General features: G+C 64.0%; 22 protein-coding genes. 7 read left to right on the forward strand and 15 right to left on the reverse strand.

Features of this window, described 5'->3' with window-relative positions; all coding sequences use genetic code 11:
- The first annotated feature begins 67 nt into the window (after positions 1-67).
- Positions 68-577 carry a hypothetical protein gene (locus QNM97_RS13605; RefSeq protein ID WP_208795867.1) on the forward strand — a complete coding sequence of 170 codons (510 nt, stop codon included), beginning with the start codon at positions 68-70 and terminating at the stop codon, positions 575-577.
- Positions 578-869: 292 nt separating this feature from the next.
- Here the strand turns inward: QNM97_RS13605 and QNM97_RS13610 are convergent, their stop codons facing one another.
- The gene (locus QNM97_RS13610; protein ID WP_283818983.1) at positions 870-1,019 is read right to left on the reverse strand and encodes a hypothetical protein; all 150 of its coding nucleotides are present in this window, start codon (positions 1,017-1,019) and stop codon (positions 870-872) included.
- A 1,283-nt stretch (positions 1,020-2,302) separates the two neighbouring features.
- Here QNM97_RS13610 and QNM97_RS13615 point away from each other — a divergent pair.
- The 6 genes from QNM97_RS13615 (at position 2,303) to QNM97_RS13640 (ending at position 5,962) form a co-directional block, all read left to right on the forward strand.
- A complete protein-coding gene (locus QNM97_RS13615; protein ID WP_283818984.1) occupies positions 2,303-3,004 on the forward strand; it encodes a DUF2510 domain-containing protein in 702 nt (233 codons plus the stop codon).
- Positions 2,997-3,260 carry a hypothetical protein gene (locus tag QNM97_RS13620; protein WP_283818985.1) on the forward strand — a complete coding sequence of 88 codons (264 nt, stop codon included), beginning with the start codon at positions 2,997-2,999 and terminating at the stop codon, positions 3,258-3,260. The genes QNM97_RS13615 and QNM97_RS13620 overlap by 8 nt, the downstream gene beginning before the upstream one ends.
- The gene (locus QNM97_RS13625) at positions 3,241-3,696 is read left to right on the forward strand and encodes a hypothetical protein (protein WP_283818986.1); all 456 of its coding nucleotides are present in this window, start codon (positions 3,241-3,243) and stop codon (positions 3,694-3,696) included. Before QNM97_RS13620 ends, QNM97_RS13625 begins: the two co-directional genes overlap by 20 nt.
- Entirely contained in the window at positions 3,693-4,133 is a 441-nt protein-coding gene (locus QNM97_RS13630) for a hypothetical protein (RefSeq protein ID WP_283818987.1), read from the forward strand. The genes QNM97_RS13625 and QNM97_RS13630 overlap by 4 nt, the downstream gene beginning before the upstream one ends.
- An 810-nt stretch (positions 4,134-4,943) precedes the next feature.
- Complete coding sequence (locus QNM97_RS13635) at positions 4,944-5,441, forward strand: hypothetical protein (protein WP_283818988.1); 498 nt, start codon at positions 4,944-4,946, stop codon at positions 5,439-5,441.
- Between the two features lie 311 nt (positions 5,442-5,752).
- Positions 5,753-5,962, forward strand: a complete 210-nt coding sequence (locus QNM97_RS13640) for a hypothetical protein (protein ID WP_283818990.1) — start codon at positions 5,753-5,755, stop codon at positions 5,960-5,962.
- Between the two features lie 231 nt (positions 5,963-6,193).
- Here the strand turns inward: QNM97_RS13640 and QNM97_RS13645 are convergent, their stop codons facing one another.
- From QNM97_RS13645 to QNM97_RS13710, 14 genes are read right to left on the reverse strand one after another with little or no spacing between them, the layout of a single operon-like run.
- Positions 6,194-6,439 carry a DUF7427 family protein gene (locus tag QNM97_RS13645; RefSeq protein ID WP_283818991.1) on the reverse strand — a complete coding sequence of 82 codons (246 nt, stop codon included), beginning with the start codon at positions 6,437-6,439 and terminating at the stop codon, positions 6,194-6,196.
- Positions 6,436-7,152, reverse strand: coding sequence for a hypothetical protein (locus tag QNM97_RS13650; protein ID WP_283818992.1), 717 nt, complete (start codon positions 7,150-7,152; stop codon positions 6,436-6,438). Before QNM97_RS13650 ends, QNM97_RS13645 begins: the two co-directional genes overlap by 4 nt.
- A complete protein-coding gene (locus QNM97_RS13655) occupies positions 7,149-7,475 on the reverse strand; it encodes a hypothetical protein (protein WP_283818993.1) in 327 nt (108 codons plus the stop codon). The genes QNM97_RS13650 and QNM97_RS13655 overlap by 4 nt, the downstream gene beginning before the upstream one ends.
- Positions 7,472-7,936 carry a hypothetical protein gene (locus QNM97_RS13660; RefSeq protein WP_283818994.1) on the reverse strand — a complete coding sequence of 155 codons (465 nt, stop codon included), beginning with the start codon at positions 7,934-7,936 and terminating at the stop codon, positions 7,472-7,474. The genes QNM97_RS13655 and QNM97_RS13660 overlap by 4 nt, the downstream gene beginning before the upstream one ends.
- On the reverse strand, positions 7,926-8,312 hold the full coding sequence (locus tag QNM97_RS13665) for a hypothetical protein (protein WP_283818995.1): 387 nt from the start codon (positions 8,310-8,312) through the stop codon (positions 7,926-7,928). The genes QNM97_RS13660 and QNM97_RS13665 overlap by 11 nt, the downstream gene beginning before the upstream one ends.
- Positions 8,309-8,956, reverse strand: coding sequence for a hypothetical protein (locus tag QNM97_RS13670; RefSeq protein ID WP_283818996.1), 648 nt, complete (start codon positions 8,954-8,956; stop codon positions 8,309-8,311). The genes QNM97_RS13665 and QNM97_RS13670 overlap by 4 nt, the downstream gene beginning before the upstream one ends.
- Positions 8,953-9,453 carry a hypothetical protein gene (locus QNM97_RS13675; protein WP_283818997.1) on the reverse strand — a complete coding sequence of 167 codons (501 nt, stop codon included), beginning with the start codon at positions 9,451-9,453 and terminating at the stop codon, positions 8,953-8,955. Before QNM97_RS13675 ends, QNM97_RS13670 begins: the two co-directional genes overlap by 4 nt.
- Complete coding sequence (locus QNM97_RS13680) at positions 9,450-10,154, reverse strand: glycoside hydrolase family 25 domain-containing protein (RefSeq protein WP_283818998.1); 705 nt, start codon at positions 10,152-10,154, stop codon at positions 9,450-9,452. The genes QNM97_RS13675 and QNM97_RS13680 overlap by 4 nt, the downstream gene beginning before the upstream one ends.
- 11 nt (positions 10,155-10,165) lie before the next feature.
- Entirely contained in the window at positions 10,166-10,492 is a 327-nt protein-coding gene (locus tag QNM97_RS13685; protein ID WP_283818999.1) for a hypothetical protein, read from the reverse strand.
- Entirely contained in the window at positions 10,489-10,830 is a 342-nt protein-coding gene (locus QNM97_RS13690; protein WP_283819000.1) for a phage tail fiber protein, read from the reverse strand. Before QNM97_RS13690 ends, QNM97_RS13685 begins: the two co-directional genes overlap by 4 nt.
- A 12-nt stretch (positions 10,831-10,842) precedes the next feature.
- A complete protein-coding gene (locus QNM97_RS13695) occupies positions 10,843-11,853 on the reverse strand; it encodes a glycine-rich domain-containing protein (protein WP_283819001.1) in 1,011 nt (336 codons plus the stop codon).
- A gap of 9 nt (positions 11,854-11,862) precedes the next feature.
- A complete protein-coding gene (locus tag QNM97_RS13700) occupies positions 11,863-13,836 on the reverse strand; it encodes an alanine-zipper protein (protein ID WP_283819002.1) in 1,974 nt (657 codons plus the stop codon).
- Positions 13,833-14,912, reverse strand: a complete 1,080-nt coding sequence (locus QNM97_RS13705; protein WP_283819003.1) for a hypothetical protein — start codon at positions 14,910-14,912, stop codon at positions 13,833-13,835. The genes QNM97_RS13700 and QNM97_RS13705 overlap by 4 nt, the downstream gene beginning before the upstream one ends.
- A 9-nt stretch (positions 14,913-14,921) precedes the next feature.
- A complete protein-coding gene (locus QNM97_RS13710) occupies positions 14,922-16,583 on the reverse strand; it encodes a Gp37-like protein (RefSeq protein ID WP_283819004.1) in 1,662 nt (553 codons plus the stop codon).

Below are 16,583 nucleotides of genomic sequence, written 5' to 3' on the forward strand. Positions count from 1 at the left end.
AGTGTCGCAAAGCCGGCCGTGGCCGATACACAAGCTCCAACGGACTCTGCAGTGATTCACTGCAGAGATGAGCAATCGACCGGACGGCGGCGACCTTCCGCCCCAGATCGACTTCTCCCGGTTCTCGGGCTGGGTGCGGTTCGCGGACTTGCCAACCACGGATGTGCCCCGCGGCCCGGGCGTCTACGTCGTGGTGAGGGGTACCGAAAAACCGCCGGAGTTCCTCGACGTCTCACCGGCAGGTCACTGGAAGGGCCGCGATCCCACCGAACTCGTCGACGCCCTACAGGACCGCTGGGTGCCCGAGAGCCGTGTGCTCTATATCGGCAAAGCCAATGTCGGCAAGAGCGGACGCCGGGGCCTGCGTCGCCGTTTGGACGAGTACCGCCGCTACGGAGCCGGGGAACCCGTCGCCCACTCCGGTGGCCGTCGCATATGGCAGCTCGCAGACCACGCGGACCTACTCGTGGCGTGGAGGGAGACCCCGGACGCCGACGCCGCGGTCACCGAGAGCTCCATGATCCTGGCGTTCGCCGAACATTTCGGGCGCCTGCCGTACGCCAACGCGCGTCGGTGAGGGATGTCAGATGGTCGCCCGCTGAAACCCATTGGCCCACTGGCACTGTGCGGCCGTCCGAGCCCCACGATGAGAAAACCCCCTCCGGTGTACCCGGAGGGGGCTTTCTCGACTGTGCGCCATCAGGGACTCGAACCCCGAACCCGCTGAACTGATACGGGCACATTCCTGAGTCCTGACAGTCTCTCTGGTTCCCATCTGTGCTGGTGAGAGACTCCGCGCCTACGTCCGTTCTCTACTGAGGCGCATCATTCCGAGTATTTGTCGTGGATAAATCGTGGGTGATTGGGCGTCAGTCCAGGTGCTCCAGTTCCTCGGCCGCAAACACTCCCCGATCCCCGTCGTCGAGGTCGACGGCGATGAGTGGCGCGAGCTCGCCGGCAACCTTGCCCCAGCGGTCCGTGCCAAGCACGTGGACGCGATCACCGCACTCGAACGACACACTGCGGAGGATAGCTCCGACACGCCGACGCACCAACTCATCCACAGCCCATGTGGGAGGCACTGCGGTGTCACGTCTCGTCGTTGCCCGCATGTAAGATTCCGGGTCCGTCCTTCAGCTGGAAGTACTACATCTACCCCAAACAAGTGCAGACCAAACCTTGAGATGTACTGCGACACAACAAAAAAACGACCCGAACCGACAACTGCGGTTCGGGTCGCTTCCGAGTGCTAGAACCAAGTTGCGAAGCCCGTTCCCACACCTCAAATGCTGTAGTAATCGTGCCCCCCTTGACAGGGAAAGTCAATCTAGGGGCGGATCGGACAACATTTTGGAGGCGTTTCGTCCACAGGTTGTACACACCTCTATCCACAGGCGCACTGGCATCTACCTGCATCTTCGTCTACAGTCTCACGCTCCCGAGCCGCCGTTCAGGCGCGAAACACGACACGCCCGGCGGTACCGCAACACGCGGCGTTTCGCGATTCTCGAAGCGTCGTGACCTGCGAGTTTCATGTATGTGATTCACAAATTTTGCCGGTATGCGCTTTTCCGCAGTCGGCAGGGTAATCTAATCCTCGCGAAGCCCGTATACCCGAGACTCGAGAGAATTAGGAGCCCCCCAAATGCGATTCCCATCACGTCATGCCCTCCCCATCGGGATCGGCTGACCGCGAGGCGGGATCAGACGACTGCGAGAGCGCCACAATCGACACAACGTGGCGTGCCGCATCGGCCTGTTACTCGCCCATCTACCGACAGAGTCACGGCACCGTTTGGACCGGCCAGGCCCGCGGACCTCCCGTCGAGTTCAAACCACTCACCGCCGCACTCTGCGCAAGTGAGTGGACCAGATCCCGTCTCTGCGTCGCGACGACGTCGTGACGCCAAATCAATGACTCGTAAGGAGTTATCCATGGCTACACGCCACGGCCCGAAGGGCCCGAATGATCAGTGGAAAACCGGCCAGCGCGTCCCGTCCGATGGGGACTATGTCGATCAACACGGCGTCGTCTCCTTCCACGAAGCTGGGCGCACGTTCCCGCCCTGCATCGGTCGGAACGGGGAAGGCGCCTTCCGGAGCCCGGTGAACCCTCACGCATCGACTGCGTAAGAGTCCAACCGGTCTGATCTCCGCTGTATTGGCCCCAGGTCGGCCTCGATTGGTGTTGGCGCACCGTCGACTGGCCTGGGGCCTCCCATAATGCCACCGCGTCAGATCTTCGTGGACCATTTCGACAAGTGCAAATCGTAGCGTCCGATTCGCCCATTACGATCCATCCATGCCCGACACGACTCCCGGCTGGTATCCGGACCCGAACAACCACAGCATCATCCGGTACCACGACGGCCGCCAGTGGACCGATCAGACAGAGCAGGTGCCGATGCCTCCGCCGAAGAAGCGCGGCTACGGCTGGCTCATCGCCGGCGGCGTAGTGCTGGCGATCATCGTCGTCATCGGGGCCGCCGCACTCGCTGCGTCCACCAGCAAGTCGTCGTCATCGAGCCCGGCCACCACACCCACCCCGACGGCTGTGGAATCGTTTCAGGCTCGGCAACAGGCTGACGCATCCGAGTCCCGCGCAGCGCAGGCGAGTCAGGCGCGGCAGACGAGGCTCGCAGATCGCACGAACTACATGACGGTGTCGTCTCGCGAATGGCAGATCATCGCGAAGAACCCGGACAGCCATGTCGGTGAACTGTATGTCGTGTACGGCCGTGTGGTGCAGGCGGATTCGGGCACAGGCCAGTCGACCATCCGCATCAACACCAACGGCGAGCAGGTGGAGCAGTACGACTACGACATCAACACGGTTGTGACCGAGGGTGACCCGGGCCGGTTCAACGAGATCGTCGAGGATGACCTCGTGCAGATGTGGGTGGAGGTGGACGGGTCGACGACCTACGACACCACGATGGGCGGGAGCATCACCGCGCCGTCGGTCACGGCCCACATGATCGAGCGCTACGGGACAGGTGACTGACCGCGCCCTCCTCTCCGCCGCCGCCCACGCCATCCGCACGCTGATGAAGCGTCGCCAGGCCACCGAGCAGGCCGGGATGCTCGAGACCGATCCGTCAGCGTGGGCGCTGCCGGACCCCGAGTTCGAGGCGCTTGCGGTGGGGGTACGCGGCCCTGCTCGGTTCCCCCGAATGAGCGAGTTACAAGTCTCGGCGGTTGTCCAGCGACCACACTATGGGGTGCCCTACTATTTCGCTCATGGCTCCGAACCCGGGTAAGAAGCGACGCAACCTGGCTGACATGACGAGCCAGCCTCTGCGCTTAGATTATCGGCGACGCGCCGATGCTGTGCTGGTTGTCGACGGCCCAATATATCTGTCCGTTGCGGGGGACCGACTCCATCAGCGGGAGTGGCATCATCGCGGCAGGGTTGTCGACTTTGCGCTGAACCAGTACATAACCTGCGATCATCCAGATAACCCGGGCGGCGAGTCTGCAGACATCGCCCGGGTAGACACTTGTCACAGTGAGGTTCACAAGCATCAGTTCTATCGTTCAGGCAGGCCACAACAGAGGGACGTGATCTGCGCGTTACATGATGCGGATAGCCTGGAGCAGGCTGAGGACATGATCTGTGGCTGTTACGACGCCTGCTACTTCGACATGGCCGACGAGTGGGAGGACCGACTCGTCAGGTGGAAGGACGGAGAATGAGCGATCAGATCGACAAGCTAAAGAAGCAGTTGCGAATCGTAACTGCGCGGCTGTTTACTCTGCGCCTACGTGACGAAGACTTCAGAGAAGCTTTTGCCGCCGCAACAGGATGGACCGCTCAGTCTCCGATCGTTCCATGTGAACATGACACACTCTTCGGTGAGGTCCACACGCTCGCCGTCCCAGCGCTTGCGGAGAGTAGTTCGGGGGTAGTCGCCATCCCTGTGCTGTTTTTCGGCGACGGGAAGGACATTAGCTTGTCAGTGCTCACCATGTCCGCCGATGGCCACGGGGGTGGTGAGGGTTCGATTAGCATCGGATTGATCAGTCACAATGTGGCCATGGCGCAGGTTTGCGAGACACTGTCTCCCGACAAGAAGTGGGACGTGCGCGACCTGGATACGAAGACAACTACACGGCTGTCTGACCTCAGTTAAGGCGGTGTTGGGGGACAAGGACTTCCACAACAGGTAGACACCTACCCAACGCCGACAGCCGCCCCCGATCCGTGTGGACCGGGGGCGGCTGTAGTGCGGGGGTGGGCTGCGCGGAGCGTATCACCGGAGTCTGTGGGTGCTCCCTCCGCTGCCCCGGGGTTGGGTGTTTCAGGAAGCGGAGGGAGCGCGGCGGCTCGTCCACGCGCCGCCAGGTTGAAACCGTACCGGGGGCAACAGTCTTATGCGGCGCGGGTGCCCCCTCGACACAGCTCCGGGGAGGTGGAGGGTCGAGGGGGCGGGTCGGCGTTCACTCCGCCCAGCGGATGTCCCGGCGTTGTTACCGGGGGAGGTCGCGCGGGAAGCATCCGCCGATCCGCACATTACCGGCATACCGAAATCCGCTCGCGGTGAGGTGGTCCCTGGAAACAGTGACATCGTCGGATGATGTCGTGAAGACTGCGGTGGGGCGTCCACGAGGGGTGGGCGCATGGTGGCCCCGGGATAGTTCTCGGGGTCACTGTCGGGTCGTCCGGTTGAATGAGGGCGTGTCTATAGGTTGCATACCGTTGAGTTGGTGCGGCCCGCCGAGTATGAGTCCGATGATCCGTGTCCAGAATGCGGGCATACCCCGACAATCGTGGTCGAGTCTTCATACAGCCAGAGGCGACGATGGAGTCACGTCCGGCTATGTCGTATCTGTGGGCACCAGGTGTGGTTCCCGAGCTGAAGCGCGCACCGCCCCCGATCCGTGTGGACCGGGGACGGCTGCTTTCATTCGCGTCATGGACTTCCGTAAGTGACAATCAGCGGATGGAGCAGGAGTGGGTGTCCTTTTTCTCAGTGGTCGCGGGGGCAACTGCTGCCATCTTCGCGTTGACGTTTGTGGCGATGCAGACCAGGCACAGGGTCTGGACGCAGAATCGACTCAGCGTATACGCGGTAGCGTTCACACTCGCGGAGCTGGCAGCACCGATGTTCGTCAGTCTCATCGCAATCATCCCAGGGCACCCTTGGCGAATAGGTGTGGCGATCGTCGCCACGATCGGCCTGGCGCTAGTAATCGGTCAGGTGGTCTTGACGGCGATTGCCAACTTGGTTGAATGGCTCCCCGATCGCCGAAGGTGGAACACAGCGCAGGCCGTTTTGAGCCTCGTAATCTCAGGATCAGTTTTCGGTGTACTGACCGCCTCGTGGGTGCTTGGTCAGATAGCACTTGCTGGCTGGCTATGTGTCTGGCTCGTCACGTCGGGTATAACTGAATCGTTCCTCATCCTGCTCATCGGTTCCGCAGACTCCGACAAATCCTAAACAACGAGTTTTCCACGGAGGGCGCAATGGCGTCATAATCGACGCCATGACTGAGGCGACGTATCAATTCGGGCGTTTCCCACGGACCGTACCGCCCAGTTGGAGAGCCCGAAGGAACGCTTACAGGGCAGTGCGACATAAGCAACTCATGGACAACTGATGGAGAGGATCGCCGCGGTGTTGGGCGATGGCCGGGAGCCGGACTAACACAATTCTTCCTCCTGCGAGGCGCTGGGCCGAGTTTTGTGGAGTGTGTCCTTTATCGTTCTTAGGCGGGGAGACGTTCTCCCTGAACACGATTGGGAGCAATCATGCCATACGACAAATCCAGCGACTCGGTTATTGTTCCGAGGCACTTCACGGAGACTGAGCGGATCGATGCGGCGAGGAAGATCCTCGCAGATCGTGGAATCCTCTCCACTCGAATCGACCTTGCCCCAGCGCTGCCGGTGGATCCACACAGGGACCAGCAGGTCTTCTACTACGACGAAGGGGGCAATCTCGATGAGGAGATCGAGTAGGGAGAACCAAAAAGAGCGCCCCACCTCGATTGAGGTGGGGCGCTCTGACCTTCGCTGCATTTAAGGCGTGGATCGGGTCGTTACCCTCATGTCATCCTGAGCCGGGTCACTTCCTGCAGGTCGTCCCGCTACCCCTCATGTACGCTCGTTCCGCTGAGTCCATCGGTCTCTCTGAAGTTGTGACGACAGTCTAGCATCCAATTCTGTTGCCGCGCAATATGTTCCATGGAACTAGACCGCGCAGTCTGTCTTCGGGAGCATCGCGGCAATCCGATGCAGCGGATCGAGCCGATCAGGGACGACATTGGCGACATGTAGTGCGACGGCGAGGATTCCGGCCCGCGCGAGTACGGGGTGTGCCCTCGTCCATCGGTCGGCCTCCTCGGAGAGCGTCTGCCCGCGATGGCATGCGAGGTCGTAGGCGACCACGAACGCCGCGATCAGCGCCCACGCCCGTTCGGGAGGCAGATACTTCACAGCGACTTCACCCAGTCGGCCAGCTCCCGTTGGCGTGCACCACGATAAGCCGCCACATGCTCGGTGCCGTTGAGGTACCCGGTGGCACCGGCGATCGCCGCACTCCACCGCTTCCACTGATCGACAGGGCTGATGAACAGGTACTTCCCCATCACTTGCCACCGGCCGAATCGGAGGTCATCGAGCATGTTCCACGTCCAGCCGGGGAAGTTCTGCGCGGAGAACGACACCGAGACGTCGGCGATGTCGCGGATGGGGCTGTCGGTCGGACACTGGCAGATGATGTCGAGCGGGTTCCACACCCAATGCTTGGGCACGGTGATGGGCTCCGGGTCCGCGCCGGTCACGCCGTAGTTGGGGCCGACCCCCTTCGGCATGGCGGGGTCGGCGATGAATCCCACGCCCTGCAGGTTGGGGTGGCCGTGCGCTGCGGTCATGTGGGCGAGCTGGGCGCCACCGGAGTATCCGAAGAGGACGGCCGGTCCTCGATCGAGTTCGGCGAGCGCCAGGGCCACGCCTTGCTGGAGGGCGTGGAGGTAGTCGTCGCCGGTGAGGCCCGCACGTCCCACTGGGCCGTACTGGGCCGACCATGGCAGCTCGACTGTCTCGATCCCGGGGATGAGATCGGTGACCCCCTCGAGCATTGTGTCGTGGCCGGTGGGGTCTTCGCCGATCCCACGGCAGCGGATTACCTTGGTGATCTGCATTGTCATTCTCCGATCTCGTCGACCTGGCTGCGAAGTTCGTCGTCCATCGACGGGAGCGTGATTCCCGCAGCGCGTGCCGCATCCCGACAGTCGTCGAGGTGGTCGTCCATCCGCCGAATCACCCTCTTCAAGAAGACGATTCGTTGTAGACGACGCTCTGACTCTTGTTGGACCGGCTCGATGAGGTTGCGGGTGGTGGCGGCCACGATCGACTCGTCATGGACTCGTCGATGCCCGCGGTCCATCCATTGCTTGATCAACGTCGCGATCCACGACAGCAGGCCCGCGCCGGAGAGTGCTGTGAAGATCGCGATTACCTGCGTGATCACCCGTCACCGTCTCTCACCTGCCGTAGTTTTTTCAGATCAGACCGGATCTGCCGGATACGAATTGCACAGGCGGCGGCCAGGAGTGCCCCAACCACACCGCCGTGGATACCGCCGTGTCCGGCATCGAATGCCGCAGCAGAGTAGGCCAGTTGAGCCATCGCGCACACGAACAGCGCCCACGCCTCGGAAGTCGCACGCCGACGAGAGATCGTGGGACAGTCCGAGGTACGCCACGTCGCCACCACGCCGATGAGGCCGCCGATCCCGTAGATGGCATAGAAGACGTCGTTGCCCATGCGGAAGTACTGCGGCCACGACGCGGCGAGCGCGTTGGACACATCCACCTCGGTGCACAGGCTGATCAGGCCCAGCAGCACTCCCGCCCAGAAGACGGCCTTCTCGAACGGGGCAGCGCCCCGGACGCCGACCCGCACAAGGGGTGCGGGCTCGTCAGCGCCCATCGTCTACCCCGGCTGCGACCCACACGACCCAGCAGGCCAGCCAGAGATACACCACGATCCCGGTGAGGCCGGCAATCGGCGAGGCAATGGCCGCGCCGATCCCGGCGAGGGCGAAGAGGAGGAAACTCACCGCGGCGAGGCGTAGCGCCCATTTCAGCGCTTTCGGCCACTTCAGGCTGGCAACTGCTACCGCGAACGCCCCGACGAAGAACAGCAGTCCCCACACGTCGGAGCCGCCGAGGTCGTGGACGAACTTGTATGACGGGCCCGAGACTCGCTGCTGACCGCCCAGGATCAGCACAGCCGCCAATCCGAGGAGGAGCACGGAAAGCCACCGGGCCGACTCGTGTGCGAGTCGCTTCGCCTGAGCCGTCACAACCCGAGCGCCTTGCGGAGGTCGGCCACCGGTAGTGCGGACATCACCTTCTCGGCGTCGGCGACGGCCACGTTGGCGATCGGGGTGACCTTGGCTGCGACAGCGCTGGCCTCCGATGCGGCTGCCAACGCCTCGTTGGCGATGGGGGTGTCCGTGAGCTTCGCGATACCCGCGAGACCCGCCTGCGCCGCGTGCACGGCCTGCTCGACCTTCGGGATCTCGGCGGTCACCTCGGTGACGGCAGGGACGGTTTTCCCGAGCGCTGGCGCATAGCGCTCGACTTCGCTGATCAGGCCACTCGCGCCGGAGAGGATCGCGGTCGGGCCTTCGCTACCGACCTTCTGCCGGTACACCGTGCCGGCGGTGAGTGCGGGCTCCAGGTCCTCACGCACGAACAGGGCGCCGTCGTGCACCACTGCGGTGACGTTGCCGGTCTTGGCGTCTTTCAGCACCTTCTCCGCGTCGGCCTTGATGCGGTCGAAGTTCGGCACCAGGTAGGTGACGACGGGGATCGCAACCAGCAGGACGAGGCCGATCGGCACACCAACCTTCGTCGGAAGGTACGGCTGTGCGACGGTCAAGATGAACACGAGGCCGGACGCGACGGACAGCGCTCCGGACCAGATTGCCTTGTTGTACTTCACGATGCGCTCCCGTAGGCGAGGCCGAGGTGCTTGCAGCACGCGATCGCGCGCGCGTTTCCCGCGGCGGCGGCGGTGGTGAGGCGAGAGATGGAATCGGGGTCGCCGAATGCGGCCCCGGCCTCGACGTACATGGCATCCGAGCGGGCGTCGGTCGCCCGGATCAGAGCTTCGACGTCGAACTTGGTGGTGTTGCCGTTGGCGTAGGGGCTCCACGACAACTGCGTGTTGCCCGCGAGGAGCGCGGCGCGCTCGATCGAGACGCGGCCCCAGTCGGACTGGTCGGGGTTGTACTGGGCGGCGAGCTGGCGCGGGGTCTTGCCCCACGTGCTCTGTGCGTCTCCCAATTGGGAGGCGTTGGCGACGGGATCGGACATCGGGATTCCTTTCAGGAGTCTCAGTTGGGCGTTGTTGGCGAGCAGCCGTTCGACGTGCTCGGTGGCGTCGGTGCGGCGCCGTTGCTGCGCGAGCCATTCGGCCGCAGCACTCTCGGTGGTCACGACAGGCCGAGTTGCCCCATGTAGGTGGCGAATTGGGCGTACTCGGCATCGGTCATGCCGCCAGGGTTGGCAGGTCCGATGCCGCAGACTGCGGCAAACTGATCGGGAGTGAGGTTGTCCGCAGAATTCATGTCGCAGTTCCCGAATGGCGCCGCGCCTTCGGGAAGTCCACCGCCGTAACCGCTTCCGTCGGTGTACTGGTGGGCGATCTGGTACGGCAGGCCAGGATTGGCGCCGTACCCGGCCGCGATCAGGCCGCCGATCTGCGGGAGCCGGGTCGAGTACTCGGCCCACATCTCGTGGAAGTCACCGGAGTTGGCATAGACGATGACCCGCTTGAGATTTCCGGCGTAGGCGGCCATGGCGTCGATCGTCGCGTCAACAGCGCCGGTCTCGTCGCCGGCCGGGTTGCCGCCGCGCTCGAGGTCGATCATCAGGATGACCTTGGGATGCAGGCCGCCGCAGGAGTCGATCATCGACTGCATCGTGTTGACGGTGTCCTGCCAGTTCGTGCGCCAGTAGGCGTAGACGATTCCGCACGCGAGACGACCACTGTTGAGCGCGTTGCACATCCAGCGATAGTTGGCGGCGAAGTGTCCGTCGCGGTATGTGCCATCGTTCGAGCGAATCGAGAGGATCTGGTACGGGTACGAGTCGTTCACGACGTTCTGGAACTCCGAAATGTCGGCGAAGAGAGACATGGTCGCCCCTTTCAGTTGACGATGATGGGGTCGGCGAAGATAGCGCCGCTGAAGATCAGTTGGATGGGGAACTGACCGATCGGGATCGGCTCGCCGACGGGCTCGTGGTCGCCGGGGCCACGGAAGTAGGCGAAGTGGGTCCACTCCCCTGCGGGGACGTTGATCCGGGCGCGCCCGGTGACGAGTGCACCTGTGGTCCAGGTGATCTGGGATCGCTGGTAGTCGGGGTGGTGGGTGGGTTCGCCGAGGGTGCCGTCGATGCAGCGGCCGATGACGCCGATGAAGGTGGGCCACACGGTGATCGCGAGACGGCCGTCGCCGTGGACGGGGGCGGTCATGACTGTGTGTAGGTCGGCGTCAGAACGATTTGCCCGGGCGCGGACAGGACTGTCGAGTTGATGGCGACGTTGTCGATCATGTTGTTGCCCGACGATCCCGAGCACATGATGGCGTAGGTGTAGGTGTTGGCCTGGGCGTTGACGGTGACGGCCGTCCCGTTCATCACACCGCCCGATCCGGCCGACCAGGTCGTGGCGACGCGGGCGTATGAACCGCCGGACGCCTCGTTGGCGGGCGTGGCCGTGGCTCCCGGACTACCCGTTGCGAGGCCGAAATACGTTCCGAGAGTGGCATAGTACGCGGCTAGCGTCTGCTTGGTGTTGGTGACTGCGACCATGAGGTCTCCTTGCTACTGGTGTGCTCGCATGTACGCGGCGCCGTTTCCGCCGGTGCCGCCGGCGTGTCCGGACCCGAAGGTGCCGTTGCCGCCGGACGCGCCGCCGCCGGGTGATCCGCCGTTGACGCCGTTGCCGGATCCGGCCGTACCGCCGGTGTAGGTCACGCCGTCGTAGGTGGTGTTTCCGGCGGCGGCACCGTTCTGTTGGCCGTTCTGTCCGCCGGTGCCTCCGGCGGCGCTGAGTGATCCGGCGGTGGTTTGAGCGCCGTTTCCGCCGGTGCCTGGCGAGGAACCCCCGCTGCCTGGGGTGCCGCCCGCGCCGACGACAACGGTGATCGTGGTGGTGGTCCAGGGGATGTCGGTACCGCGCTGCAGGGTGGTGGTGGCCCATGTTCCGGCGGTGCCGCCGTATCCGGCGAGGAAGTATCCGCCGCCGGTGCCGCCGCCTCCACCTCCGATGAGCACGATGTCGATCGCCGTGCACCACCAGGGGATGGTGTAGGTGTAGGTCCCTGGTGTGGTGTAGCTGGTGGCCGCAGCGGCGTGCGCGGGGAACGCTGCGCCGACCGCGAGGGCGCCAGCACCGGCGAGAGCGACTGCGGCGGGCACTCTGGCGTAGGCGCCCACCGACAGTGCGCCGGCCCCGGCGAGGGCGGCGGTGACGTACTGGTACCAGCGTTGGGCGTCGACGGTGAGCGCGCCCACGCCGATGAGTTGTGCGGCGGCCGGCACGCGGGCGTAGGCGGTGGCGTTGAGCGCTCCGACCCCGACGAACTGTGCGGCAGCCGGAGTGATGGCGTACGCCGCGACCGAGAGCTGGCCTGCTCCGGAGAGATTGACGGCCGCCGGAACGCGGACGTAGGCGCCGACCGAAAGCTGGCCCGATCCGGAGAGCGGGGCCGCAACGACGGGCTCGTACCACCAGCCGACGCGCGGGGCGGTCTGCGCTGGCGGTCCGGGCGGTGACCAGCCGTTGAGCGGTTGGGACTGGTCAGACGGTCCCGACGGTGACCAGCCGGTCACCAGGCCTCCTCAGTAGAGGCCCGCATAGATCACCAGGCTCTTCTCCCAGGTAATCGTGCTCGTGGTGAACGACGTTGGGAGCGTGGTAGATCCGCTGTTGGAGACCGCGTGCAAGGACTGCGGGTAGAAACCGGACGGCACGGCCAGTGGGTAGAGGTTGAGCAGCGCGCACAGCGAATTGGTGCTCTGCAGTATCGACGTGACCTGCAGAATGCCGATCGCGTAGATGCTCCCCTTGGTGGCGGCGATGGGCGTGTTCAACGGAAACATGTACTGTCCGTTGGCGGCGAGGGTAGTTCCGTTGGAGTCTGCCGTGTTGTGAATGTCGCCAGTCTGCGAGACGAGAGTGTGAGCCCCTGTCGAGGTATTCACCGAGTAGATCCCGATGTACAACGCGGTAATACCGAGCAGCGTCCACGCATTGCCCGTGGCGAAGGTTACCCCAGTGTATGTGCGGTCCTTCGAGGTCTCGATGTAGCTGAGTTCGGTGTAGTCGCTTCCGTTTCCCGCTGGCTGATAGTCCGGGGTGCGACCAAGACTCACGGGGTGGGTATGCGGGTTCGAGGCACTGAACGCGTGGCTGTGAGTGGACGGAGTGGACGACACCGTCGCCGACCCGGTCGTGCCCGAGATCGACACAGTCGTGCTTCCGGTCGTCGAGTTCGGCAGATACAGCAACATGATCCGAGGGAACGTCGTATCGGCGTCATTGGTGAAAGTCGCCCACAACGGTGACCCGTCGGGGATGATGTTCAGACTCGGCTTCGCGGCAATCGAGGTCGTCGTCGTCGACTGCCAACTCGACAGCGACGAAATGAAGTCCACGAAGTTGCTGACCGCTGCGCTGGCGTCGCTGACCGCCTCCCCGATTGCAGCCTGACCGATCTGCTCGATCTGCGTGGCCGCCGAGGTGACGTTCGTCGTCAGCGTGCCGAGCGCGTTCTCGAGGTCGGTGATCAGCGATTGGTCGATCGTCTGTGTCTTCGTCAGCGACAGATCGTCCCACCACACCTGCCCCGCAGTGACATTCGCGGTCACCACGAGCTGGACGCGGACCTGATCAGCACCCGAGGGCACCGTGTAGGTGCCGGTGATCTCCTGCCACGACCCGGACGCCGACGGCGACACGACACCGCCGATCGTCTGATACGACACCTGATCGCCGTCGAGATAGGCGATCACGTTCAGCGCGAACGCCACACTCGAGGCGGTGACCCCGGACCACTTCAGCCACCCGGCGACCGAAAGAGACTGGCCCGCGCTGACCGCCACGACATTCGACGCGAGGGTCTGCTGAACGCCAGTGCCGGTGGTCGTCACCGACCCGTCGGTGTGCCCCGAGGGCGCGGTGTTGCTGTGAGTGGTGGTGCCATCCCACGCCCACCCCGAGCCCTCCGGCGCCATCGACACCGAATCGACGAAGCTGCCATTGGTCAGCAGGTTCGGTGTCCCGACCGCGCCGATCGCCGACGCCGACACCTGCGCGATTCGCGACGGGTCGATGATGCCGTCGAGGTCAGTGATGAACGCCGCGAGATCGGCCGCCGTCGACTGCCCACCGAGGACATCACCGATCAGCGTGCCGAGCTGCCCGAGAGCATTCTCCGCGTTCTGCAGCGCGTTCTGCGCGGCACTCAGCGCGTTGGTCGCGTTCGTGTTCGCGGTGTTCGCCGTCGTGCTGGCATTGTTGGCCGTGCTCTGCGCCGACGTCGCCGTGGACTGTGCCGAGTTCGCGGCCGTCAGCGCGTTCGATGCAGCCTGCTCCTGCTCCTGGCCCCACTGCCGCAGGAGTGCGAGCGGATCCAGGCCGTCAATGTCCGCGGCGTTCGCGATGTTGATCGCGATGTTGCCCACGATCCCGAGGAAGAACGCCTTCCAGATCGCCGGGAGCATGTCGATGACGTTGGAGGTCTCCGACGGCAGCATGTCCGATGGCCACGACGTCTTGACGACCCCGTTGAGGATCGAGCTGGGCTCGGTCATGCGAGCGGCACCACTTCGATCTCAAACGAGGCGTGCGCCGCCGACACTGACCACTGATCGGTGGTCGATGCTGTCTGCAGCGCAACGAAATACAGGGTTGCGGTCGCTCCCGCCGCCACCTCCGCGTAGGTCGACGAGCCGGAGATCGACGACCCGAACGCGGGAAGGCAGGAGACCGTCTGCGTGAGCGCTCCGGTGACACCCTGCCCGTATCCGACCTGCGTGCCCGAGGTCCCATTGAGGTACACCGCGAGATCCAGGTGGGTGTTCACCGTGCCGGTCAACTGTGCCTGCGCGGTCACACGGGGACGCCACGCAAACGGCTGCGCGGGGATGCCCAGAGAGGCGATGGTTACCGTCGACGAGCCCGTCCCCGTCCCAGCGGTAAAGCTCTGGCATGAGTACAGGGCCGGCACCCAGATGGCCTGGATCTTCCACTTCTCGTCGGCGCCCGAGTAGATCAGCGCGGCGCCGTCCGACGGGGTGCCCTCCACATCCGAGGCTGTGCTCACCGTCGCCGTGGGCCCAGTGGCTCCGGTCTGCCCCGTGGGCACTCCAACCGTCACCGTGTACGCCGACGGCTGCCCTGCGCCACCCGGAGAAGTCTGCGTCTGCGAGATCGTCGGAGCGTTACCCGGATTCACCGGAACGGCTTCGAAGTTCAGCTCCGGAGGCTGCCCGGGCTGCCCATCCACCAAGGCCGGGAGATTCGCCACGCCACCGGCCGGAGTGAAGACGCCCGTCGCCACACCCGTCGACTGATAGTCGGTGGTGTTGCTCATCATGATGTTGCCCGACCACGACAAGGCATCCGTGGACTGCACCACAATGGACGTATTCTGCGGCATCCCAGAGTCATTGACCGTCAGCGCGTAGCCCGCGGGGACGGTGACCACCCACGGACCACTGCCCGTCACCGTGGTGCCGGGGACGATCGCCGCCAAAGCCGACTGGAAGTTCGCAGCCGACACGTCGTAGGCCAACGACGCCGTCGACATCGTAGTGCCGGTGAAGCCAGCAGTGAACGTGCCCGAAGACGGATTACCGAACGGGAGAACGTAAAACGTTGCGGTCAAGGAAGTCTCCTAATTCTGCGAGAGCATCGCGATCTGGAGATCGGTCTGCAGACCGGCCAACTTGCGCTGCATGATCTCGGCTGGGTCCTGACGGGAAGAGTTGTCACCGATCTGCGCCGTCACCTGCACCCGGTTGTCCCGGTCATCGGTGAGGGTGATCTGCATGACGTAGTCGGTGTAGAGCGCGTTCATGAACTTCCACGTGGCCAGCGCACCGAGGAACAGATCGACGCCGAGGACGTACGGAAATCCGTTGTCGAAGATGAGTTCTGCGCTCTTGTAACCGCGCGTCTCCCACATCGCACCTTCGAGCGCGAACTCCTCATTGAGGGTGTAGGCCGTGCTGCCGGTAGAGCAGAAGTACTCCGGCTTGCCGTACGGCCCCATCTCTTGCCGGCGTTGCTCGTTCTCGATGAGCTGATACGCCAACAGCACGTCGTCGAGGATGCCGTCGAGCAGGGTGTTGGGGATGCCCTCGAGACCAACGACCGTCAGCGCCGATCCGAGTAGGAACTCGACGGTGGCGTTGATGATGTTGTTGACCCAGTCAGGCGACTTACCGCCGCCGACGATCTGCCATGCCAGCGGGGCATGCGCGGGAGCGTGGAACTCCTTGACACCACTGCGAAGTGGGTTGTCGCAGTCGAAGAACACCCACGGCTTGACGAAGTTCACGCCCAAAGCGGGGGCGATGTTCACTCCCTCCGGCGCGTATTCGCCTTCGGCGTTGAGGAACGGGGTGAGGATGTCGCCGAGCATCGAGTGCTCGAGGTCCACGGCGTCCTCGATGAGGCCGTCGACCATCGTGCCGGTAGGTCCCGTGATGCCCGATCGGTCCTTGACGTCGAACACCACAGTCGGCTGAGTGAGGGTGAACCAGTCGGTGGGCTGTGCATCTCCCGGCATCCACACATCCGCCGTGGAGACGAGCCCATTGTCCTTGCACACCTGCTGGATCAAGGTGGCAGCCGTGTCCATCTTGGCCGAGAACGCCACCCACTTCGACGTGTCGAACAGCGGGTCGGTGGGGACCACCGCGCACGGGGTCAGCAGGCCCTCCTTCTCCATCATCGACCCGAACCATGCGGCGGGATCGGTGATGTTGTTGGCCATCTCCCACAGACCGGTTTGCAGGCGGATGCACTGTTCCCCGACCATCGCCTTCAGGCATGAGATCGCGGGCCCGATGTAGATGGCTTCCTTGGGCTCCTGCAGCCAGATCGGGGCGGCGAAGTTGGGCCACACCAGGATTCGGTTGTACCAGTCCCAGTCGCCCTTGACCTGGATTGTCCACTTCAGTTCACCCTCGGAGAAGTCCGGGGAGCAGGTGTCGACCTGTCCGGTGAACCGCATCGACCCCGAGGTGATGAAGATCGGGACCACGGTCTTGTCGCAGTTGTACGCGAACGGCCCCAACGGATCTGACCCCTTCAGGGTGACCGTGGCGGTGTCGACGTCGTTGACCACCCACGTGGCGGTGGTGGAAATGTAGTCCGACGCCTCCCCGGCGTACTCGTACATGTTGGTGAGCATCTGGACGAGGACCTGACCCTGACCGGGATTAGTCAAAGGCGACGTGTCCCACACCTGCTGGGCCGCATTCATGGCAGCATCGGGCCGCCCGTACAGAGCTGCGGTGAGCTGTGTCGGGTCCGGTTTGACGGCGTACAC

The sequence above is a fragment of the Gordonia sp. L191 genome (assembly GCF_030077625.1).
Classification (GTDB): domain Bacteria; phylum Actinomycetota; class Actinomycetes; order Mycobacteriales; family Mycobacteriaceae; genus Gordonia; species Gordonia polyisoprenivorans_A.